At 63.2% G+C, this 22,014-nt stretch carries 19 protein-coding genes; 11 read left to right on the top strand and 8 right to left on the bottom strand.

Going from position 1 to position 22,014, the window contains the following annotated elements; genetic code table 11:
- Window positions 1-62 precede the first annotated feature (62 nt).
- From Q7C33_RS09600 to Q7C33_RS09590, 3 genes are all read left to right on the top strand, one after another.
- Window positions 63-1,091, top strand: coding sequence for a trans-3-hydroxy-L-proline dehydratase (locus Q7C33_RS09600; protein ID WP_198796434.1), 1,029 nt, complete (start codon window positions 63-65; stop codon window positions 1,089-1,091).
- Between the two features lie 171 nt (window positions 1,092-1,262).
- Window positions 1,263-2,180, top strand: coding sequence for a dihydrodipicolinate synthase family protein (locus Q7C33_RS09595; protein WP_030140720.1), 918 nt, complete (start codon window positions 1,263-1,265; stop codon window positions 2,178-2,180).
- Window positions 2,181-2,409: 229 nt separating this feature from the next.
- Window positions 2,410-2,964, top strand: a complete 555-nt coding sequence (locus Q7C33_RS09590; RefSeq protein WP_030140719.1) for a DinB family protein — start codon at window positions 2,410-2,412, stop codon at window positions 2,962-2,964.
- Window positions 2,965-3,025: 61 nt separating this feature from the next.
- On the opposite strand, the gene Q7C33_RS09585 is transcribed toward Q7C33_RS09590, so the two are convergent.
- From Q7C33_RS09585 to Q7C33_RS09565, 5 genes are all read right to left on the bottom strand, one after another.
- Entirely contained in the window at window positions 3,026-4,090 is a 1,065-nt protein-coding gene (locus tag Q7C33_RS09585) for a 2,3-butanediol dehydrogenase (RefSeq protein WP_236010302.1), read from the bottom strand.
- A gap of 84 nt (window positions 4,091-4,174) precedes the next feature.
- Entirely contained in the window at window positions 4,175-5,287 is a 1,113-nt protein-coding gene (locus Q7C33_RS09580) for an acetoin dehydrogenase dihydrolipoyllysine-residue acetyltransferase subunit (RefSeq protein ID WP_030140717.1), read from the bottom strand.
- Window positions 5,287-6,303, bottom strand: coding sequence for an alpha-ketoacid dehydrogenase subunit beta (locus Q7C33_RS09575; RefSeq protein WP_039588736.1), 1,017 nt, complete (start codon window positions 6,301-6,303; stop codon window positions 5,287-5,289). The genes Q7C33_RS09580 and Q7C33_RS09575 overlap by 1 nt, the downstream gene beginning before the upstream one ends.
- Before the next feature lie 34 nt (window positions 6,304-6,337).
- On the bottom strand, window positions 6,338-7,315 hold the full coding sequence (locus Q7C33_RS09570) for a thiamine pyrophosphate-dependent dehydrogenase E1 component subunit alpha (protein WP_030140715.1): 978 nt from the start codon (window positions 7,313-7,315) through the stop codon (window positions 6,338-6,340).
- Between the two features lie 2 nt (window positions 7,316-7,317).
- Window positions 7,318-8,391, bottom strand: coding sequence for an ATP-NAD kinase family protein (locus tag Q7C33_RS09565; RefSeq protein WP_407683304.1), 1,074 nt, complete (start codon window positions 8,389-8,391; stop codon window positions 7,318-7,320).
- A gap of 342 nt (window positions 8,392-8,733) precedes the next feature.
- Between Q7C33_RS09565 and Q7C33_RS09560 the strand changes: the two genes are divergently transcribed.
- On the top strand, window positions 8,734-10,599 hold the full coding sequence (locus tag Q7C33_RS09560; RefSeq protein ID WP_407683291.1) for a sigma-54-dependent Fis family transcriptional regulator: 1,866 nt from the start codon (window positions 8,734-8,736) through the stop codon (window positions 10,597-10,599).
- 4 nt (window positions 10,600-10,603) lie between these two features.
- On the opposite strand, the gene Q7C33_RS09555 is transcribed toward Q7C33_RS09560, so the two are convergent.
- The 3 genes from Q7C33_RS09555 to Q7C33_RS09545 all read right to left on the bottom strand — a co-directional run bounded on the left by Q7C33_RS09555 (window position 10,604) and on the right by Q7C33_RS09545 (window position 12,980).
- Window positions 10,604-10,897, bottom strand: a complete 294-nt coding sequence (locus Q7C33_RS09555) for a hypothetical protein (RefSeq protein ID WP_407683303.1) — start codon at window positions 10,895-10,897, stop codon at window positions 10,604-10,606.
- A gap of 440 nt (window positions 10,898-11,337) precedes the next feature.
- Window positions 11,338-12,549 (bottom strand): cytochrome c biogenesis protein DipZ, encoded by a 1,212-nt coding sequence (locus Q7C33_RS09550; RefSeq protein ID WP_407683290.1) that lies wholly within the window; start codon window positions 12,547-12,549, stop codon window positions 11,338-11,340.
- Between the two features lie 167 nt (window positions 12,550-12,716).
- Window positions 12,717-12,980 carry a DUF2790 domain-containing protein gene (locus Q7C33_RS09545; protein ID WP_407683289.1) on the bottom strand — a complete coding sequence of 88 codons (264 nt, stop codon included), beginning with the start codon at window positions 12,978-12,980 and terminating at the stop codon, window positions 12,717-12,719.
- A gap of 225 nt (window positions 12,981-13,205) precedes the next feature.
- On the opposite strand from Q7C33_RS09545, the gene Q7C33_RS09540 reads away from it, so the two are divergent.
- The 7 genes from Q7C33_RS09540 to Q7C33_RS09510 all read left to right on the top strand — a co-directional run bounded on the left by Q7C33_RS09540 (window position 13,206) and on the right by Q7C33_RS09510 (window position 21,987).
- Window positions 13,206-13,946, top strand: coding sequence for a response regulator (locus tag Q7C33_RS09540; protein WP_030140709.1), 741 nt, complete (start codon window positions 13,206-13,208; stop codon window positions 13,944-13,946).
- Window positions 13,943-15,259: an ATP-binding protein gene (locus tag Q7C33_RS09535; protein ID WP_407683288.1), complete on the top strand. Its 1,317-nt coding sequence runs from the start codon at window positions 13,943-13,945 to the stop codon at window positions 15,257-15,259. The genes Q7C33_RS09540 and Q7C33_RS09535 overlap by 4 nt, the downstream gene beginning before the upstream one ends.
- A gap of 276 nt (window positions 15,260-15,535) precedes the next feature.
- A complete protein-coding gene (locus Q7C33_RS09530) occupies window positions 15,536-16,174 on the top strand; it encodes a ferric reductase-like transmembrane domain-containing protein (RefSeq protein WP_030140707.1) in 639 nt (212 codons plus the stop codon).
- Between the two features lie 16 nt (window positions 16,175-16,190).
- A complete protein-coding gene (locus tag Q7C33_RS09525; protein WP_407683287.1) occupies window positions 16,191-16,709 on the top strand; it encodes an HvfX family Cu-binding RiPP maturation protein in 519 nt (172 codons plus the stop codon).
- A gap of 101 nt (window positions 16,710-16,810) precedes the next feature.
- Window positions 16,811-18,610, top strand: coding sequence for a thiamine pyrophosphate-requiring protein (locus Q7C33_RS09520; protein ID WP_407683286.1), 1,800 nt, complete (start codon window positions 16,811-16,813; stop codon window positions 18,608-18,610).
- 2 nt (window positions 18,611-18,612) lie between these two features.
- Entirely contained in the window at window positions 18,613-19,287 is a 675-nt protein-coding gene (locus Q7C33_RS09515) for a DUF2238 domain-containing protein (RefSeq protein WP_030140704.1), read from the top strand.
- A gap of 126 nt (window positions 19,288-19,413) precedes the next feature.
- Window positions 19,414-21,987: a bifunctional diguanylate cyclase/phosphodiesterase gene (locus tag Q7C33_RS09510; protein ID WP_407683285.1), complete on the top strand. Its 2,574-nt coding sequence runs from the start codon at window positions 19,414-19,416 to the stop codon at window positions 21,985-21,987.
- Window positions 21,988-22,014 lie beyond the last annotated feature (27 nt).

The following is a 22,014-nucleotide window of genomic DNA, read 5'->3' as shown; positions in this document are numbered from 1 at the left end:
GAGCTTGCTCCGGGCGGCGATCCGACGATGAGGCCCAACCAGACAACACAAGGATTTGACCCATGCGCTCATCCAGAATCATCCACATAGTCAGCTGCCACGCCGAAGGCGAAGTCGGCGATGTCATCGTCGGCGGCGTCGCCCCGCCACCCGGTGATACGGTCTGGGACCAGTCCCGCTGGATCGCCCAGGACCAGACCCTGCGCAACTTCGTCCTCAACGAACCCCGGGGCGGGGTGTTCCGCCACGTCAACCTGCTGGTGCCGGCCAAGGACCCGCGGGCACAGATGGCCTGGATCATCATGGAGCCCGCCGACACCCCACCGATGTCCGGCTCCAACTCGCTGTGCGTCGCCACCGTGCTGCTGGACAGCGGCATCCTGCCGATGACCGAACCGCAGACGCGATTGGTCCTGGAGGCCCCGGGCGGCTTGATCGAAGCCGTGGCCGACTGCCGCGACGGCAAGGTGCAACGGGTCGAGATCAAGAACGTCCCGTCGTTTGCCGACCGCCTCGATGCCTGGATCGAAGTCGAGGGCCTGGGCTCGCTGCAAGTGGACACCGCCTATGGTGGCGACAGTTTTGTCATCGTCGACGCCCAGCGCCTGGGCTTTGCCATTCGCCCTGACGAAGCCGCCGACCTGGTGGCCTTGGGACTGAAAATCACCCGGGCCGCCAACGAACAACTGGGCTTCGTTCATCCGCTGAATCCCGACTGGTCGCACATCTCGTTCTGCCAGGTCGCCGCGCCCATTGTCCGGGAGAACGGCATCGCCACCGGGGCCAACGCTGTCGTCATCCAGCCCGGCAAGATCGACCGTTCCCCCACTGGCACCGGTTGCTCGGCACGCATGGCGGTACTGCACGCCAAGGGCCTGATGCAGGTGGGCGAGCGTTTTGTCGGCCGCTCGATCATTGGCTCCGAATTCCACTGCCGGATCGACTCACTGACCGACGTGGCCGGCCGCCCGGCGATCTACCCGTGCATCGCCGGGCGAGCGTGGATCACCGGCACGCACCAATTGCTGCTCGACCCGGCCGATCCATGGCCCCAGGGCTATCGGCTCTCGGATACCTGGCCCGGCGCATGACTTTTACCCACAACCCTCCGTGGCGAGGGGATTTATCCCCGCTGGGCTGCGCAGCAGCCCCCTGGCCCTGACTGACACACCTAATTGCCTATACCGGGGCCGCTTCGCGCCCCAACGGGGCGATGTGACGTTTCGCTAAATCCCCTCGCCACAAACCAAAAGGAGACACCCATGAGCAAACGCATCAACTGGAGCGGCGTATTCCCCGCCGTCACCACCCAATTCAACGATGACTTTTCCATCAACCTGGAAAAAACCCACCAAGTCATTTCCAACGTCATTCGTGATGGCGTGTCGGGCCTGGTGGTCTGCGGCTCGGTGGGGGAAAACACCTCCCTGAGCGCCGAGGAAAAAATCGCCGTGACCGAAGTCGCGGTGGACGCCTCCCGGGGCCGGGTGCCGGTGATCTGCGGCGTGGCCGAGTTCACCAGTGTGCAAGCCGCCAAGGTTGCCAACGCCGTGCGCAAGGTCGGTGTCGACGGCGTGATGCTGATGCCGGCGCTGGTCTACGGCTCCAAGCCGTTCGAGACCGCCGAGCATTTCCGCTACGTCGCCCGGCATGCCGACGTGCCGCTGATGGTCTACAACAACCCGCCGATCTACAAGAACGACGTCACCCCGGACATTCTCATCTCGCTGGCTGATTGCGACAACGTGGTGTGTTTCAAGGATTCGTCCGGCGACACCCGCCGATTTATCGACGTGCGCAATGAAGTCGGCGATCGCTTCGTGCTGTTCGCCGGTCTTGACGATGTGGTGCTCGAAAGCCTGGCCGTGGGCGCCGAAGGTTGGGTGTCTGGCATGTCCAACGTGTTTCCCAAGGAAGGTGAAACCATCTTCCGCCTGGCCCACGCCGGACGTTTCGCCGAAGCCATGCCGATCTACGAATGGCTGATGCCGATCCTGCACCTCGACGCCCGCGCCGACCTGGTGCAGTGCATCAAGCTGTGCGAAGCCATCGCCGGCCGCGGCAGCGCCCTCACCCGCCCACCGCGCCTGGCCCTGCCGGAAGAAGACCGGGTGTATGTGGAGCAGATCATGGCCAAGGCGCTGGCCAACCGGCCGATGCTGCCGGATGTGGGGCTTTAAGCTCGGGCGCAGAGGTTCGGGCATGTAAGAAATCCTGTGGAAGCGAGCTTGCTCGCGATAGCGGTTGTCCAGCTTGCATCCCTATTGGATGTCCCGACGCTATCGCGAGCAAGCTCGCTCCCACATGGGGTTGTGGTGCAAACGCGGGACCAACCGACCAGCAACACGGCGCCATCGCCAGTCTTTGCTACGCTTCCCCCGGCGAAACGACGCGCACGGGAGGCGTCCCATGAATTATTTCCTGGCCCAGGCCCTGAACAACCAATGGGCCAACCACAGGCTGCTGGACGCCTGCGCGCAGTTGAATACGGTGGAATACGAGGCCTACCGCACCAGTTTTTTTCCCTCCATCCAGGCCACGTTGTGCCATATCCTCGAAGTCGACCGTTATTACCTCACCGCCCTGGAAGGTGACGTGGCGGGTCAGGAACAGGATTTTTCCGCGACGCTCGCATTCGCCCAACTCAGGGAAAGCCAGGACCGCACCGACCGGCAGCTGGCGACATTCTGCGAAAACCTGAGGCACGAGGACCTCGCCCGTGCCGTTGATCTGCTGCGCGCCGACGGCCGGGTTCGCGAACGGATCGACCGTTTGCTGCTGCACCTGTTCGAGCACCAGATCCATCACCGCGGCCAGGTCCACACCATGCTCAGCGCCACCCACATCGACCCGCCGCAGCTCGACGAGTTTTTTCTCGATTGCGATCGAGCGTTTCGTCGACAAGAGGAAGCGCTGCTGCAGCTGGATGAAACCCGCGTCTGGCGGGACTATCGAGCCGACTGAAAAAACGAAAAAATGCGATGGTCGCTGCCGACCATCGCCAAATCGCCCACCTCAGGCGCTCTCAGATCCGTGCGGGTGACACGATGATCTTCACGTTGTGTTCCTTGTTGTTCACCAACTCCTCAAAGCCCTGCCCGACGATCTCTTCCAACTGGATACGCCCGGTCACCAGCGGCGAGATGTCCAGGCGTCCATCAGCGATGAAGGCAATCACGTCGGCGAACTCACCGTTGTAGGCCAGCGCGCCAAGCACTTGCTTCTCGGTGGAAACCAGCTCGAAGAAGTTGAATTCGCTGGGCTCTTCGAAGATGCCCACCAACACGCATTTGCCGGCCTTGCGGATCAGGTCGATGGCGAACTTGGCGGTGTGCTTGTTGCCGATGCACTCGAAGCTGACATCGGCGCCCAGACCACCGGTCAGGCGCCGAACCTCAGCCAGGGCGTCACATTCATTCGGATCGAGCACATGGCTGGCCCCGACTTCCAGGGCCTTGGCCTTGCGTGCGCCGGACATCTCCAGAGCAATGACCTGGGCCGCGCCGGCCGCCTTGGCGCACATGATCGTGCACAGGCCGATGGTCCCGGCCCCCACCACGACGACGTTCTGGCCCAACAGGCTGCCCGCTTTTTTCACCGCGTGCATGCCCACCGCCAGCGGTTCGATCAACGCGCCAGCCTCGGCGGGAAAATTGGCTGGCAGTTTGTAGAGCAAATTCGCCGGGACGTTGACCAACTCGGCGAACGCGCCGTTGTTCATCAGCCCGGTAAAGGCCAGGTTCTCGCAAATGTTGTAGAGCCCATGGGTGCAGTAATAGCAGGTGCCGCAATGTTGACAGGCATCGGCGGCCACCGGCTCGCCGACGCTGAAGCCTTCGACGCCCTCGCCCAGCTCGACGATTTCGCCGCAGAACTCATGGCCGAGGATGCACTGGCCCTTGATCCCGGTCAGCGGGTGTGGCGCCTCCACCGGGATGAACACCGGCCCGGCCACGTATTCGTGCAGGTCGGAGCCGCAGATGCCGCACCATTGCACGCGGATCTGCACCCAACCGGCGGGCGGCGATACCGGCAGCGGCACGTCTTCGACGCGGATGTCGTTGCGGCCGTGCCAGACGGCGGCGCGCATGCTGCGGGTCGGCTTGATTGAAACGTTCATAGCGTTGCCTCCAGATATTTTTGTAGGGCGACGGTTCAATCGCCGCCCGCTGGGTCAGTGCTGTCCGATGAATTCAAGGATCAATCGATTGACCTGCTCGGCCGCTTCCATCTGCACCATGTGGCCCTGGCCAGGCAGCACTTCGACCTGGGCACTCAACCCTTCGGCGTGGGCCGCCGGGATGATCGCGTCGTCGCTACCCCAGATGACCAGCGTCGGGACGTGACCGGCCTGCACGACTTCGCGCAGGTCCGCCTGCTGGCGGCCGTCCTTGAACAGGCTCCCTGCCAGTTGGCGCAGGGCCGCGTCCACGCCTTCCAGGCGCTTGTACTTGAGCATGTCGTCGAGCATCTGCCGGTTGACCAGCTCGGCATTCGAGAACAGTTGCACCAGCTGCGGCTTGAGCGCATTGCGGTTGGCCGCGTCGACGAAACCTTGCAAGTAGCTGCCGTTGATCTCCGCACCGAGGCCGGCGCTGCCGATCAAAGTCAGGGAGCGGAACCGTTGCGGCATCAAGCGCGCGGCATTCAGCGACACCGCCCCGCCCATGGAATGCCCCACCACATGAGCCGTGTTGACGTCCAGGTGATCGAGCAACGCCAGCACCACGCCGCTCAGCTCGTCCAGGTCGCCGCGTTGCAGGGCCTTCGACGATTCGCCATGGCCCGGCAGGTCCAGGGCAATCACCCGGCGCCCGGCGGCCAGCGCTTCGTGGTTGAACAGCCAGTTGTTCAGGTCACCGCCAAAACCGTGCACCAGCACCAGCGGCGTACCGCCCTCGCCGCGCTCGAAATAGCGGATCACCCGGCCGTCCACCTCGACTTTCTGTGGTTTCGGGCCACTGTCCTCATCAGCCGCGTCGCCGGGCACGAAGCTGGATTGGAACTGCTCGATGACCGCGTCGATCTCGGCATCGCTGGCCTCGCCTTCGACGACGATGCCGAGCAAGGCGCCAACCGCCAGGGTTTCATCCTGGCGAGCCACTTGCCGGCGCAACACACCGGAAAACGGCGCCTCGACGCTGCTGGAGATCTTGTCGGTCTCGACGTCCATCACCTCATCACCCTTGGTGATGGCCTGGCCCTCCTCCTTGAGCCAGGCATCGACCCGGCCCTCGGTCATCGACAAGCCCCACTTGGGCATGGTCAGGGTAAAAATCTGGCTCATCAGCGCTTGCTCCACTCGATCACGTTGAGCACGGCTTGTTCGATTTTGGCCGCGTCAGGGATGTACAGGTCTTCCAGGGAATCGGAGAACGGCACCGGCGTGTGCGGCGCGGTCACCATTTCGATCGGTGCCTTGAGCGCGCCGAAGGCTTTTTGCGCCACCAGCGCCGAGATGTCGGTGGCCATGGAACAGCGCGGGTTGGCCTCGTCGATCACCACCAGGCGTCCGGTCTTCTCGACACTTTCCAGGATGCTGTCCTCGTCCAGCGGACTGGTGGTGCGCAGGTCGATGACTTCACAATCGATGCCACGTCCGGCCAGGTTGCGCGCCGCATCCATCGCCGTATTGACCAGTCGCCCGTAGGACACCAGGGTCACGTCCTTGCCATCGCGCAGGAAGTTGGCCTCGCCGAACGGCACGGTGTAGAGCTCTTCCGGCACCTCGCCCTGCATGCTGTAGAGCAATTTGTGCTCGCAGAAGATCACCGGGTCGTTGTCGCGGATCGCCTGGATCAACAGGCCCTTGGCGTCGTAGGGCGATGACGGGCAGACCACTTTCAAGCCCGGGATATGCGTCCACAACGAGGTGAGCATTTGTGAATGCTGGGCCGCGGCGCGCAGGCCGGCGCCGACCATGGTGCGGATGACCAGGGGCGTGGAGGCCTTGCCGCCGAACATGTAGCGGAATTTCGCCGCCTGGTTGAGGATCTGGTCCAGGCAGCAGCCGGCGAAGTCGACGAACATCAGTTCGCACACTGGCCGCACGCCGCAGGTGGCGGCGCCGACCGCTGCGCCGACATAACCGATTTCCGACAACGGCGTGTCCAGCACGCGCCCCGGGAATTGATCGTAAAGTCCCTTGGTGACGCCGAGCACGCCGCCCCAGGCATCGTTCTCACCGGGTGCGCCAGCGCCACCGGCCACGTCTTCGCCCATGATGAACACGCTGGAGTCGCGACGCATTTCCTGGGCCAGGGCTTCGTTGATTGCCTGCTGATAGCTGATTTTTCTCGCCATGATGGGATTCTCTCTTGTTGTTTTATAGGGGCGTTCAGGGGTAGCTGACGTAGACATCGGTCAGCAGGTCGGACGCCGCCGGCTTGGGATCGGACTTGGCCTTGTACACGGCGTTTTCAATCAGCATCTCCACTTCCTTGTCGATCTGGTCCAACTGCTCGACCGTGAGCAGCCCGGCCCGGGTGGTACGGTCGCGGAACTGCATCAGGCAGTCCTGGTTTTCGCGGAAATGCTTGACCTCGTCGGGTGCGCGATAGGTCTGGGCGTCGCCCTCGAAATGGCCGTAGTAACGGGTCAGCTTGACCTCGATCAGTGACGGTCCTTCCCCGGCACGGGCGCGTTCGACGGCAGCCCCGGCGGCTTCATGGACGGCGAAGAAGTCGAAGCCATCGACAGTCACGCCGGGCATGCCGAAGCCGGCGGCGCGGTCGGCGATGTGGTCGCAGGCCACCGACCAATTGGAGGCAGTGGCCTCTGCGTAACCATTGTTTTCGGCGATGAACAGGCACGGCAGGTTCCACACCGAGGCCATGTTCATGGCTTCGAACACCGCGCCCTCGTTGGAGCCGCCGTCGCCGAAAAACACCACGGCGACGCTGTCGGTGCCCTTGAGCCGCGCCGCGAGGGCTGCGCCGACCACCAGTGGCGCACCGGCGCCGACGATGCCGTTGGCGCCGAGCATGCCTTTCTCGAAATCGGCGATGTGCATCGAGCCGCCCTTGCCTTGGCAGACCCCGGTTTTCTTGCCGTAGATCTCGGCCATCATCCCGTAGACGTCCACGCCCTTGGCGATGCAATGACCGTGGCCACGGTGGTTGGAGGCGATGCAATCGTCGTCCCCGAGGTGCGCCATGACGCCGGCGGCCGAGGCTTCTTCGCCGGCATACAAGTGGACGAAACCAGGGATTTCGCCTGTGGCGAACTCCACGTGCAGGCGCTCTTCGAAGGCGCGGATGGTGCGCATGACCTGATAGGCGTGCAGCAATTGATCATGGGTGAGCGATGTCGACATTTTTATTCTCCAGGCGTGTCTTCTTGAAGGTTCAAGGGGTGTTGCGGGTGCTTGCGGCCAATGGCCAACAAGCGTTGTTGCGCGGCGTAGGTGAGCACCGCGTTGACGTCGATGCTCAGCGGGCCGCCGGCATCAAGGGTGACCGTGGGCCGGTCATGGGCGTTGAATTCGATTTCCCGCTCGCCGTCCAGGGCCAACGTGCCGGCGGACAGCGATAGACCGTGGGCGACGCCGGGTTCCAAAGGACCGGCGGCGAGCACGCCGCAGCCTTGCAGTAAGCCTGGTGCGAGCGGCACCAGCAGCGCCTCGGGAGATTGCGGGTCCAGGCGCATCCAGGCACCGCCTGGCGCCTGGCGTGACACCGGGAACCACAAGCCGCACAGGGCCGACAGGCCAATGGATTGCGGTTCTGCAAAGGTCACGAAGACTTCGGCGAGGTCCTGCGCCCGGCTGATCGCCCGGGCACCGACGAAGCGCAGCGGCGACACGGCAACGTCCACCAGGGCCACTTCACGCAAGCCACGTGCGGCATCGCAGACCAGCAAGCGCTTGTTGCGGCGCAAACCGATTTCGTCCGGGATGCGGCCGCAGGCGTACAACCCGCCGGCCAGCCCGGCACTGGTGGCTTCGCGTAGCTCGGGGAAGGCATTGTTAGTGCCGGTGGAAAGGGTCAAGAGAGGAATGTCGCCGACTTCGGCGGCGACCGCCTTGTGGGTGCCGTCGCCGCCGAGCACGGCGATCAACGCCACCTCGCGCTCGGCCATCAGCCGCGCGGCGCGACGGGTGTCTTCGACGGTCTGGCGCAGGGTCAGGTCGAGAAATTCCAAGGCCGGCCAGTGGCTGCTGCGGGCCTGGCGGCTGTGGCTGTTCTTCAGCACGGCGGCGGCCATGCCGATCATGTCGGTGGGCATCAGCACCTGTTCGATGCCGGTGGCGCCGAACGCAGCCAGCAGGCGCTGGATCACCGAGACCTTGTCGGTGCTGGAAAACAATCCGGCATTGGCGGTCAGCCGTCGCACGTCGCGGCCCGATGCGGGATTGGCGATGATGCCAACGGTGAGCGGACGGCGGCTCATGGCGCCACCGTGGCGGTAACGATCAACGGGCTTGGCGGGCAAGTCATAGGCACCTCTTTTTATTATTGGAAGCCCAACGGGATGGGTCCAAGGCCTAGAGCAAGGCCGGTGCCAATTGCCGAAAAATCGACGCAAAGCCTCGAGACAGAGCGCTCGCCGCGCTCCATTGGAAGCGTTGCCCACGAGCCCGGTGAGACGCCACATGCCAGCCTGCACGACGAAACCGCGAGACACTGAGACGTCGCGTCTCACCTCGGGGCCTGCGCTCCGTCGGGCTTGTCTGCGCCCGGCGATCAGCGCTTAATGTGCCGACAACGACAAGAAGCTGAACCGGAGGCCCCTATGCTTTCCGCTCACTCCCGGGCGCATGTGGATTGCGTCAGCCGCGTGCTGAAGAACGCCGCCCGACTGCCGCAATTGCCGGTGCCGGACCTGATCCTCGACTCCTGGCGCCGGTCCATGGAGCAACATCATCTGGACCCCGGCTCGCTGCAGGGCCCGCGGATCCTGTCCCACGACGTGCTCAAGCAGTGCCGCGAGCGTTCGGAACTGTTCCTCAATATCGCCAGCGACGAAGTGGCGCGCCTGCATGGCCGGGTGCGCGACGCCGACTATTGCGTGCTACTGACCGATGCCCAGGGCCAGACCATCGATTACCGGGTGGAAACCACCCTTCGCAATGACTGCCGCAAGGCCGGGCTCTACCTGGGCACGTGCTGGTCGGAAGGCGAAGAAGGCACTTGCGGCGTCGCGGCGGTGCTCACGGCCAAGACGGCGGTGACGGTGCACAAGCGCGATCACTTCCGCGCGGCATTCATTGGCCTGACCTGCTCCGCCGCGCCGGTCTTCGATCCACAAGGGGAATTGCTCGGGGTGCTGGACGTCTCGGCGGTGCGTTCGCCGGATGATCGCCGCTCCCAGCACCTGATCCGGCAAATGGTGGTGCAGAGCGCCCGGGAAATCGAACAGGCATTTTTCATGAGCAGCGCCCAGGGTTACTGGGTGCTGCGGGCCCATCGCAACGCCGGGTACGTCGACAGCCAGCCGGATTTCCTGCTGGCCTGGGACGACGATGGCTGCCTGCAAGCGCTGAACCCGGCGGCGCGCCAGTTCTTGATGCAGCGTTACGGCCAGTTGCCTCAGCACATCAGCCAGATCTTCGACGCCCAATTGCTGCACCGCGCCCGCGATGAAAGCCTCTATCCGCTTGATGTCGATTTGCATGGGCGCTTGAGCGCGCCACGGCGCCGGGCCACGCCTCGCCAGCGCGCCGCGATGACGCCGACCGAACTCGATCCACGCCTCGCCGACAGCCTGACCCTGGCGGTGCGGGTCAAGGATCGCAACCTGCCGGTGCTGATCCAGGGCGAGACCGGTTCCGGCAAGGAAGTCTTTGCCCGCCAGTTGCACCAGGGCAGCCAGCGCCGCGACCGGCCTTTCGTGGCCTTGAACTGCGCGGCCATACCGGAAAGCCTGATCGAGAGCGAGTTGTTCGGTTATGTGGCCGGTGCCTTTACCGGCGCTTCGGCCAAGGGTATGCAGGGCCTGTTGCAGCAGGCCGATGGCGGCACGCTGTTCCTCGACGAAATCGGTGACATGCCCCTGGCCTTGCAAACCCGCCTGTTGCGAGTACTCGCCGAAGGCGAAGTGGCGCCGTTGGGGGCCTCACGGCGCAAGGCCGTGGACATCCAGGTGATCTGCGCGACCCACCGCGACCTGGAAACCCTGGTGGCCGCCGGCGAGTTTCGCGAGGACCTGTACTTCCGCCTCGGCGGCGCCCGTTTCCAACTGCCACCCCTGCGCGAACGCACCGACCGATTGGCGTTGATCAATCGCATTCTGGAAGAAGAGTCAGCACTGTGCGGCGGTGCGGTGCACCTGAGCGGCACGGCGCTGGAATGCCTGCTGGGTTATCACTGGCCGGGCAATGTCCGCCAGTTGCGGCATGTGCTGCGCTATGCCTGCGCGGTCTGCGAGGCCAGCGTCATCCAGCTCAGCCACTTGCCCGAGTCATTGCACAGCGCGACTACCGTCGATCATGGGCCGGAGCCCAGCGCCAGTCCTGAACGCCAGGCGTTGCTGGACGCCCTGGTGCGCCATCGCTGGAAACCCACCCCGGCGGCGCGGGCCCTGGGCATTTCCCGGGCAACACTGTATCGACGGGTGCATCAGCATGGCATCGAAATGCCCGGCCGGAGTCCGGGCTGAAGGCTTATCGTCGCGCCAGCTCATGGCGCACGCATTGCTCGTAGTAGGTCTGCTTGACCGCCACCGGCTTTAGCCGCGAAGTGCTGTTGTAGGTCTGTTCGGTAATGCCCAGGGCGGTCATGCGCATCCAGGGCCGCGGAAACTTGCGCACCTGCAACTTCTTGCGTGCCCCGTACAGGCTGACCCCGGACAGCTTCGACGCCTGGGCGCCCGCCGCAATGTCCGAACCCCAGCGACATACTGACTGCTGGTTTGCCGTCAGCGCCCTGGCTTGGGCTTCAAGCGAAACGGCGGCCATGAGCATGGCCGCCGCGATCCAGATAGAAACACGCATAGGTTTGTCGTCCAACTTTCTGAAATGAAAGGAGTTTGACGCCAGTATTAGGAGCAAGGGGCCAGCATTTCCATGCCATTCATCAGCTCATGCGCTTATCTAGAAACGCTTTCACATATATGCATTAACATCATGAAAATTAAGAGTTTCATACAGTCGGTAGGAGCTGGCGAAGCCTGCGATCTTTTGATCTTTCGCTTGGGACTCAAGTGTCTGGAGAAAGATCGCAGCCTCGTTTCACGCCATCTTTTGTGGCGAGGGGATTTAGCGAAACGTCGCACCGCCCCGCTGGGCTGCGCCGCAGCCCCTGGATCCATGGATACACCGAGTTGTCAGGTTTAGGGCCGCTTCGCGACCCAGCGGGGATAAATCCCCTCGCCACAGCAAGCTCCCTCGCCACGGGATCATTGGGCGGATTTTGCCTCTTGCAGCAATTGCTGGATCACCTGCTCCTGCTCGCCATACCGCCCTTCGCCAAAATGGCTGTAGCGCACCTGCCCCTTGGCATCGACGAAGTAATGGGCCGGCCAGTACTGGTTGTTGAAGGCGCGCCAGATTGCATATTGGTTGTCGATGGCCACCGGGTACTGGATGTCCAACTTGCGCACCTGCTCGCGCACGTTGTCGATGATCTTCTCGTAGCCGTATTCCGGGGTGTGGACGCCGATGACCACCAGACCGTCCTTCGCGTATTTCTTCGCCCACTCGTTCACATACGGCAGCGTGTGCTGGCAGTTGATGCAGTCGTAGGTCCAGAAATCCACCAGCACCACCTTGCCCCGCAACGACTCGCTGCCCAGCGGCGGCGAGTTGAGCCATTGCACCGCGCCGTCCAGCGCAGGCATGGCGCCTTGGGATTCGAGCGTTGGCATAGTGCTCGCGCCGGCCTTGCTCACTACATAGTCGATGGCCTTGGGCACGTTCTCCAGCAGGCTTTTTTCCAGGCTGGCCGACTGTTGCGACGATGTCGCGGCCAGTAACCGGTCATCCGCCCCGGTGCCAATTGCCACGGCGGCCAGCAACACCAGCGCCCCGGTGGCGCGGCGCAGCCAGGCGGTGATCGGCAGCGAGAGTTTCAATCGACCGACCAAGCCGCGGCCGGCGAGGATCAAGGTTCCCAGTGACAAGGCGCTGCCCAGGCCGTAGGCGAGCAACAAAAGGCTGGTCTGGGCGCTGGCGCCTTGCAGCATCGCCCCGGTCAGGATCACGCCAAGGACAGGGCCGGCGCACGGCGCCCAGAGCAATCCGGTGGCGACGCCGATCAACACCGACGCCACAGGCCCACTCATCCGCCCGGCGCCGGCATCAAGACGATTGCCCAGGCTGACCAGCGGCCGCGCCAACCAAGTGCCCACCCGGCTGAACATCAGCGAAAAGGCAAACAGCACCATCACCACCAGGGCGACTTGTCGTCCGGCAACGCTGGCACGCAGAACCCATTCGCTGCTGGCCACAGCCAGGCTGGACACGGCGGCGAAGGTCAACACCATGCCTCCCAGCGTCAACAACACCGAGCTGCGCGATTGATTGGCCCGGGCGAACAGGAACGGCACCACGGGAAGAATACAAGGGCTGAGGATCGTCAGGATCCCGCCGAGAAATGCGATCAGAAGCATGGCAACACCTCAAATTAAAGGCTGGCGGAGAACCCGTGGCGAGGGAGCTTGCTCCCGCTGGGCGCGGAGCGCCCCCTTCGTATCTGCCTGACACACCGAATGGTCAGTGCTTTCTTGGAGCCGCTCCGCGACCTAGCGGGAGCAAGCTCCCTCGCCACGAGAAAAGGTCAATTCTGGTTGCTGCAGTTATCTGAAAACTTGCGGTAGTCCAGCTCCTGTTCATGTCCCGCCGAATCCAGGTAGGTCATGCGGGCATTCACTACGCCACAGGCCGGTTGCGGGTCTTCGCTCAGGGACAGCACTTTGCGTACATCCAGGTGGGTGCCATAGCTGTAGGTGTGCGGCTGGACGGTGCTTTCGGCCCGGGCCGACAGGGTGCAGACGTTCAGTACGGCGAACAGGCAGGCGGCGTAGATGGCTTTGGTGTTCATGGCGGTGTCCTCGATTCAATGGATGTTTGTTCAGAGGCAGGTCGTGTTGCCTCGATGGATGCCATTGAATGCCGCCCAGGTATCACGCCTGTATCGAACCGAGTGGCTTTTTGCATCGCTGTGTATCCGCCGCGCGCCAGATACACTGCAATACAAACCGTCCCAGGCCAGGCCGGCTGCTGGCTGTAGACTCACCCACAACAAAACGCCAAGGGGCAGAACACCATGGATCATGTCGATCATGTGTTAATCGTGGATGACGATCGCGAGATCAGGGAATTGGTAGGCAACTACCTGAAAAAGAACGGCCTGCGCACCACCGTCGTGGCGGATGGCCGGCAAATGCGCGCCTTCCTGGATACCACCCCAGTGGACCTGATCGTGCTGGACATCATGATGCCCGGCGACGATGGCCTGGTGTTGTGCCGGGAACTGCGCGCCGGCAAGCACAAGGCCACGCCGGTCTTGATGCTGACCGCTCGCAACGACGAGACCGACCGCATCATCGGCCTGGAAATGGGTGCCGACGATTACCTGGTCAAGCCCTTCGCCGCCCGCGAACTGCTGGCCCGGATCAACGCCGTGCTGCGGCGCACGCGCATGTTGCCGCCCAACCTGGTGGTCACCGAGAGCGGCCGCCTGCTGGCGTTTGGCCGCTGGCGGCTGGATACCACGGCCCGGCACCTGCTGGACAGCGATGGAACCATGGTGGCCTTGAGCGGCGCCGAGTACCGGTTGTTGCGGGTATTCCTCGACCATCCGCAGCGGGTGCTCAACCGCGACCAGTTGCTGAACCTGACCCAGGGCCGCGACGCCGACCTGTTCGACCGCTCCATCGACTTGCTGGTGAGTCGCCTGCGCCAGCGCCTGTTGGACGATGCTCGCGAGCCGGCGTACATCAAGACCGTGCGCAGCGAAGGTTATGTGTTCTCGCTGCCGGTGGAGATCCTCGAGGCCTCGGTATGAGTTTGCCCCTGCGTTGGCCGCGCACCCTCGCCTCGCGCCTGTCGCTGATCTTCCTGATCGGCCTGGTCCTGGCCCAGGGTTTGTCGTTCGGCGTCCAGTACTACGAACGCTACGAAAGCGCCAAGAACACCATGCTCGGCAACCTGGAGACCGACGTCTCGACATCGGTGGCGATCCTTGATCGCCTGCCTGCCGCGGAACGCCCCGCGTGGCTGCCAAAGCTTGCGCGGCGCAACTACGGCTACGTGCTCGACGAAGGCCAGCCTGGCGTGCCGATGCTTCCCGACAACGCGCCGATATCGGTCAGTTCGCTCCAGGAAGCCTTGGGCGAATCCTATGCGCTGACCTTCAACCAGATCCCAGGCCCAAAGATGCACTACCAGGCGCACCTGCGCCTGAAGGACGGCAACCCGCTGACCATCGACGTGCGTCCTGCCATGGCGCCGCTTTCACCTTGGCTGCCGATGGTCTTGCTCGGGCAACTGGCGCTGTTGATCGGCTGCACCTGGCTGGCCGTGCGCATCGCCGTCAGCCCCCTCACCCGACTGGCGCAGGCGGTGGAAACCCTCGACCCCAACGCACATGGCGTACGCCTGGACGAAAAAGGCCCGACCGAAGTGGTGCACGCGGCCAAGGCCTTCAATGCCATGCAGGACCGCATCGCCGCCTATCTGAAGGAGCGCATGCACCTGTTGGCCGCGATTTCCCATGATTTACAGACGCCCATCACCCGCATGAAGCTGCGGGCCGAGTTCATGGACGATGGAATAGAAAAAGACAAGCTCTACAGCGACCTGGGCGAAATGGAGCATCTGGTGCGTGAAGGCGTGGCCTACGCCCGCAGTATCCACGGTGCCACCGAAGCCAGTTGCCGGATCAGCTTGGATGCGTTCCTTGACAGCCTGGTGTTCGACTATCAGGACACCGGGCAGGATGTGCAATTGTCTGGCAAGAACGCCGCCGTCATCGACACCCGCCCCCATGCGTTGCGTCGGGTGCTGGTCAACCTGGTGGACAACGCCTTGAAGTTCGGTGGCGCGGCGCAGATCCAGGTCCGGCCCGCCGCCAACGGGCAATTGGCGATCCAGGTATTGGACCGAGGCCCCGGCATCAGCGAGCCGGAACTGGCCGAAGTGCTCAAGCCGTTCTACCGGGTGGAGAGCTCGCGCAACCGGGAAACCGGCGGCACGGGCCTGGGCCTGGCGATCGCCCAGCAACTGGCGAACGCCATGGGTGGGTCGCTGACCTTGAGCAATCGCGAGGGTGGCGGGTTGTGCGCTGAGTTGCGCTTGGGTTGCGATACGTCCGCCTGAAGCCCACCGAATCCCTTGTGGGAGCGAGCTTGCTCGCGATAGCGGTGGGTCAGACAACATCAATCGACTGACCTGACGCTATCGCGAGCAAGCTCGCTCCCACAGGGTCTTGTGCAAAGGCTCGGTATCGGGTTTGTATATCAGTGTGTCAACCGCCACAGCGCATACACAAACTTGCACACCGCCCCCCTTCCGGACACACCCTGCTTACACCCACTTGAAAGACTCCTCCTATCCCCGGCCACCACGATGCCGGGCCATCCAAGGAGCTTTCCCATGCCTAACGCCACCGCAACGCCGCCTGCTTTCCGTTACCAGGGCTGGTCGCTGTTCAGCCTGCTTGCCGCCCTGGTGCTGCTGATGACCGTAATGATCCTGATCATCAACCCCGACCTGACCGAAGGCGTGCGCAGCGCCATCCGCGCCACTGCCCGTTCATCCTTCGCCCTGTTCCTGCTGGCTTTCACGGCCTCGGCGTTTGCCGTGCTGGTGCCCTCGCCCCTGAGCAAATCCCTGGTGCGCGAGCGGCGCTTCATCGGGTTGGCCTTTGCCTTTTCCCATCTGATCCATGCGGTGCTCATCTACTGGTACGGCCAACTCAACACCGAGTTCTGGCCCGGGCGCACTGCCCTGGGCAACGTGCCCGGCACCGTGGGTTATGTATTTGTCCTGCTACTGGCCCTGACCTCGTTCAAAAGCACTACGCGGCTGATCGGCGCCACGGCCTGGAAGCGCCTGCACACGACCGGCATGTGGGTATTGGCGGCGATCTTTGCCTACTCGAACTTCAAGCGTATTCCAATGAGTGACTGGTACGTGCTGCCGTTCGGCCTGATCTGCGCCGCCACCGCAATCCGCCTGATGGGCAAGCTGGCCCAGGCCAACAAACGCCAATCCCTGCAACGCGCGGCCTGAGCGAAGGAGAACGATCATGTACACGACTGTCTCGAAAACCTTGAACAGCCTGCACCTCAACCTCGATCACGCCGGCTCGTGGCTCGCACCGCTGGGGCTGCGCCTGTTGCTGGCCTGGGAGTTCTTCGAATCCGGCCTGGAAAAATGGAACGGCGAGAACTGGTTCGCCGAGATCCAGTCGGCCTTTCCCTTCCCGTTCAACCATGTGCCGGCCAGTTGGAACTGGGAACTGTCGATGTGGGCGGAACTGATCTGCGCCATCGCCCTGTTGATCGGCCTGGGCACGCGCACCTCGGCGCTGGTGTTGATGGTCGTTACCGTGGTCGCCACCGCAGCCGTGCATTGGCCGGCGGACTGGTCGAGCCTGAGCGAGCTGGCCCAAGGGTACGCGATCACCAACAAGGGTTATGGCAACTTCAAGTTGCCGTTGATTTACCTGGTCGCATTGCTGCCGTTGCTGTTGCAGGGTGCCGGCCAGTTGAGCGTGGATGCGCTGCTCAAGTCGCTGCTCTGGACAAAAAAATCGAAACCTTGAAGGACTCGCGTCGGTCCAGTCCTGTATGAGCCAACGCGCTGCGTATCGCTGTCATGGCGGTCGCAGCGCATCAAGACAGCCCATCAGGACGAGGAACAGACATGAGCATGACCGTCGGTGATTTTCTGGTTGAGCGCCTTTATGAATGGGGCGTACGTCGCATCTACGGCTATCCGGGCGACGGCATCAACGGTGTATTCGGGGCCTTGAATCGGGCCAAGGGCAAGATCCGGTTCATCCAGGCCCGTCACGAAGAAATGGCCGCGTTCATGGCCTGCGCCCATGCCAAGTTCACCGGCGAGCTGGGAGTGTGTATCGCGACGTCTGGCCCTGGGGCGTCGCACCTGATCACCGGCCTGTATGACGCACGCATGGACCACATGCCCGTCCTCGCAATCAGCGGCCAGCAGGCGCGCAACGCGTTGGGTGGGCATTACCAGCAGGAATTGGACCTGGTGAGCCTGTTCAAGGACGTTGCCGGCGCGTTCGTCCAGCAAGCCAGCGCCCCAGCCCAGGTCCGCCACCTGCTCGACCGCGCGGTACGCACGGCGGTGGGCGAGCGCCGAGTCACTGCGCTGATCCTGCCCAACGATCTCCAGGACCTGGAATACACGCCGCCGCCCCACAAGCACGGCACGCTGCATTCCGGGGTCGGCTACCGCAAACCCAAGGTCGTGCCCTACGAGGAAGACCTGCGCCGGGCCGCCGACGTGCTCAATGCCGGCAAGAAAGTCGCCATTCTGGTGGGTGCCGGCGCCCTGCACGCAACGGACGAAGTGATTGCCATCGCCGACAAACTCGGTGCCGGCGTCGCCAAGGCCCTGCTCGGCAAAGCCGTGGTGCCTGACGAATTGCCATGGGTCACCGGCTCCATCGGCCTGCTGGGCACCGAGCCCAGCGACAATCTCATGGCCGGTTGCGACACCTTGATGATGATCGGCTCAGGTTTCCCCTATGCCGAATTCCTGCCCGGCGAGGGCCAGGCGCGTGGTGTGCAGATCGACCTACAGCCCGACATGCTCAGCCTGCGCTACCCCATGGAGGTCAATCTGCAAGGCGACAGCGCCGACACCCTGCGGGCCTTGCTGCCGTTGATCGAAGAAAAGACCGACCGCGCCTGGCGCAAGAAAATCGAAGGCTGGCGGGCGGACTGGGACAAGACCCTGGAAAAACGCGCCCTGGTGTCGGCCAAGCCGATCAATCCGCAACGCGTCACCTACGAGCTGTCCCCCCGACTGCCGGACCGCGCCATCATCACCAGCGACTCCGGTTCGTGCGCCAACTGGTATGCGCGGGACGTCCAGATCCGTCGCGGCATGATGTGCTCGCTTTCCGGCGGACTCGCCTCCATGGGCGCCGCCGTGCCCTACGCCATCGCCGCCAAGTTCTGCCACCCGGATCGTCCGGTCATCGCGCTGGTGGGCGATGGCGCGATGCAAATGAACAACATGGCCGAGCTGATCACCGTCGCCAAGTATTGGCGCACCTGGACCAACACCACCTGGATCTGCGCGGTATTCAACAACCAGGACCTGAACCAGGTGACCTGGGAACAGCGGGTCATGGAAGGCGACCCGAAATTCGAGGCGTCCCAAGACATTCCCGACGTGCCGTATCATCTCTTCGCCGAGTCCATTGGCTTGAAGGGCATCCTCGTCGATCAGGAAAGCGACGTGGCTGCCGCCTGGGAACAGGCCTTCGCCGCCGAACGCCCGGTGCTGATCGAGTTCCGCACCGACCCCGACGTGCCACCCTTGCCGCCGCATATCAAGTTGGAACAGGCGAAGAAATTTGCCTCCACCCTGCTCCATGGCGATCCGAACGAGGGTGGCATTGTCGTCGAGACGGCCAAGCAGGTGCTCGGCGCGTTGCTGCCGGGCCATCGCAAGGACAAAGAGTGATCATGCAGACCCGAGCGAGCCGTTATGAGCTGATTTTGCTGGGAAGCTTCATCGCCCTGTGGGCGTGGCTGGCCATCGCCCCGATGAAACGCAGCGACTGGCTGGCGGAGAACCTGCTGGTCGTCGCGCTGCTGGTGGTTCTGGTGGCGGTCCATCGCCGGTTCAGCTTCTCCCGGCTGTCCGCCTCGCTGGTGTTCGTGTTCCTCTGCATCCACGAGGTCGGTGCCCACTACACCTACGCCAAAGTCCCTTACAACGAATGGTGGCAGGCCCTGACCGGCGGCCCGGCGCTGGACCAACTCCTGGGTTTCCAGCGCAACCAGTTCGACCGGCTGGTGCACTTCAGCTATGGCCTGCTGCTGGCCTACCCGGTGCGCGAGGCGCTGTTGCGGGTCATCCCCGCCCGGGGATTCACCGGTTACTTCCTGGCCTGGAACCTGATCCTGTCGTCCTCGGCCATTTATGAGCTGATCGAATGGATCGGCGGCGCCTACATGGGCGGCGATACCGCCAAGGCATTCGTCGGCGCACAACAAGACCCGTGGGATTCGCAAAAGGACATGGCCCTGGCGGCATTGGCAGCGGGCGTGGCGTTGGTTGCAGCCGCCGGGGTCAATTATTTCCAACAGCGGGACTTTGCCTTGGAATGGGCCCGGCGCGGCAAAGCCAGCACATGAGGGTGATCGCCGGCAAAAAAATGGTGCAACTGGTCAGCAAATTTCTACTTTTATTAAGCTAATCAGACAGTCAGCCGATACAAGGTGAGTGCGGGGTATCTCGCGTTTAGCTGATGGCTTGTTTTTATGATTGAAGATGCTGGCAATGGCTCCACGGTGGCTTCCGGCGAGCGACCAACCCGAAGTTTCACCCGCCGCACCTTTCCGGCCATCATGCTGTTGCTGTTCATCATGTCTGCGCTGGCCATCGCGGTGCTGCTCAACATCACCCAGACCCAGGACGAACAGGCCCGTGAACAGAGCCTGTTCTTTGCCCAGCGGGCCATCGACGGCATGCGTACCGGCATCGGCCGCGACCTGAGCGATTACTCGAAATGGAGCGACGCCTACCGCCACCTGCACTTGGAAGTCGATAAAGACTGGGCCTATGACCAGGAAAACGTCGGCAGCAGCGTGTTCTCGCTTTATGGCTACCAGGCGGTGTTCGTCATTTCCCCTGCTGGCAAGACGGTTTACTCGGTGATCAATGGCGAAATGAGCGAAGTGGCCGCCGACACCTGGCTCACCGGCGACTTGCGGGCAATCGCCAAGAAGGCCAGGGCCGCGGAAAATCGTGACGAGGTGATCGTCGAACTGCTGCATCACGAGGACGCGCCGGCCTTCGTCGCCGTCTCGGCGATTACCACCGGCACCGACAATAGCGTGCGCGAGATTCCCGGCCCGTCCAGCCTGATGCTGTTTGTCAAAGTCCTCGACGCCGGTGCGCTGCAGAACCTGTCCCGGGACTTCGCCCTGCCCGGTGCGCATATCGCCCACACGCCCGGCCCGAAAGACACCGCCCAGGTATTGCTCGACAGCCTGACACGCGAAGCCTTGGCCTGGCACCCTGCTACCCCCGGCAAGGATTTGCGCAAGGTCCTGCTGCCCTTGCTCGGATTGGCGTTGTTGGTCCTCGCGATCATGGCCCTGGCGGTGTTGCGCCATGCGCTGATCATGCTCCGCGCCCAGGAGCGCCAGTACGTCAGTCTCCTGGCCCATCGCAAAGCGCTGGAACGCAGCGAAGAACGTTTCCGGGACATTGCCGAGGTATCGTCCGACTGGCTGTGGGAAGTCGACTCGAACGGAACATTGACCTATTTGTCCGAGCGCTTCGAACAGGTCACCGGGTTCAGCCCCTCCGAGTGGCTGGGCAAACCGCTGCACAGGCTGTTGCACCCTCACAACGGCTCGATCTCGATTGCCCATTGGCTGCTCGGCGGCGCCAACAATGCATGCGCTACGCCGCTCCTGTGCGAATACACCGCCCGCAACCAACGCATACGCACCTGCAAGCTTTCAGTACGAGCCATCGAGGCCGGCGCGCAGGGCTTTCGCGGCACCGCCACCGATATCACCGAAGAGCTGCGGGCGCTGGCGCAGATCAAGCACCTCTCCCTGCACGACCCCCTCACCGGCCTGGCCAACCGCAACCGCTTGTTCGATTGCCTCAGCGAGCACCTGGACCAAGCGCACGGAACGCCGCTGGCGGTCCTGAACCTGGACATGGATAGATTCAAGCCGGTCAACGACTCCCTCGGCCATGCCGTGGGCGACAAGGTGCTGAAGGAAGTTGCCCATATCCTCCAGCAGAACGTGCGCGGCACTGACCTGGTGGCCCGCCTCGGTGGCGATGAATTTGTCATCGTCATGCCCAACCCGGGTGGCGCGAGCGATCTCGACCAACTGTGCGGGCGCCTGATCGAATGCATGCAGCGCCCGATGCACCTGGACGGCAATACGCTGTACCTGGGCATGAGTATCGGCGTCGCCTGGTCGCACCCCGCTGAACAGCGTGCCGAAGAGCTGTTGCGCCAGGCAGACATCGCCTTGTACGCGGCCAAGGCCGCCGGTCGCAATACCTGGCGCGTCTACGAAGAAGCCATGGGCAACGTGGCCCGCGACCGCCGACGCTATGAGCAGCAATTGCGCGATGCAATGCAACAAGACCAGCTTGAATTGCGCTACCTGCCGCGTTTCGACGTGAATGCCGAACAGTTGCATGGCTTCGAAGCCCAGGCCTTCTGGCACCATCCCGAGCGAGGTGAGCTGGGTGGCATCGATTTCATTCCGGTCGCCGAAGCGTCCGGTCAACTGGAAGAACTTGGCAGTTGGATGTTGATCCACGCCTGCGAAGAGGCAACGACCTGGCCCAACGCCCTGAACGTGTCCGTCGCGGTATCGCCGCGCTGGTTCAGCAGCAGTTTCCTCTTCAACCAGGTGCACAAAGCCCTGGAAACGAGCGGCCTGCCTGCCCAGCGCCTGACGCTGGAAGTGGCCGAAGGGGTGCTGCTGACCGATCACAAGACCCTTGCCAATACGTTGCATGCGCTCAAGGCCCTGGGTGTGCGGATCAATATCGACAAGTTCGGCACCAATATTGCGTCTCTACGGGAAGTCCTTGACCAGCCGTTCGATGGCATTCGCTTTGATCGCAATATCCTTGCACAGTTGGGCCTGGAGCATGATCAGGAGGGTGTGCTGGCGATGATTCGGTTGAGCCGCAGCGTCGGGCTGATGGTAACGGCCGAGGGTATCGAGAATGCGCTGCAGTTCAGTCAATTGCGCAGTGTGGCGTGTGATCAGGTGCAAGGGCCGTACTTCGGCGCGGCGTTGGCTCGCTCGGAAATGGCTTCGTTCTTTACCACGCCGCGGTGGCTTTAGCCTTCAGAAAGCTTTTTGTGGGAGCGA

The sequence above is a fragment of the Pseudomonas sp. BP11-1-1 genome (assembly GCF_052112105.1).
Lineage (GTDB): Bacteria > Pseudomonadota > Gammaproteobacteria > Pseudomonadales > Pseudomonadaceae > Aquipseudomonas > Aquipseudomonas alvandae.
The sequence above is the reverse complement of the archived record's forward strand: the minus strand, read 5'-3'. Positions and strand labels throughout refer to the sequence as shown.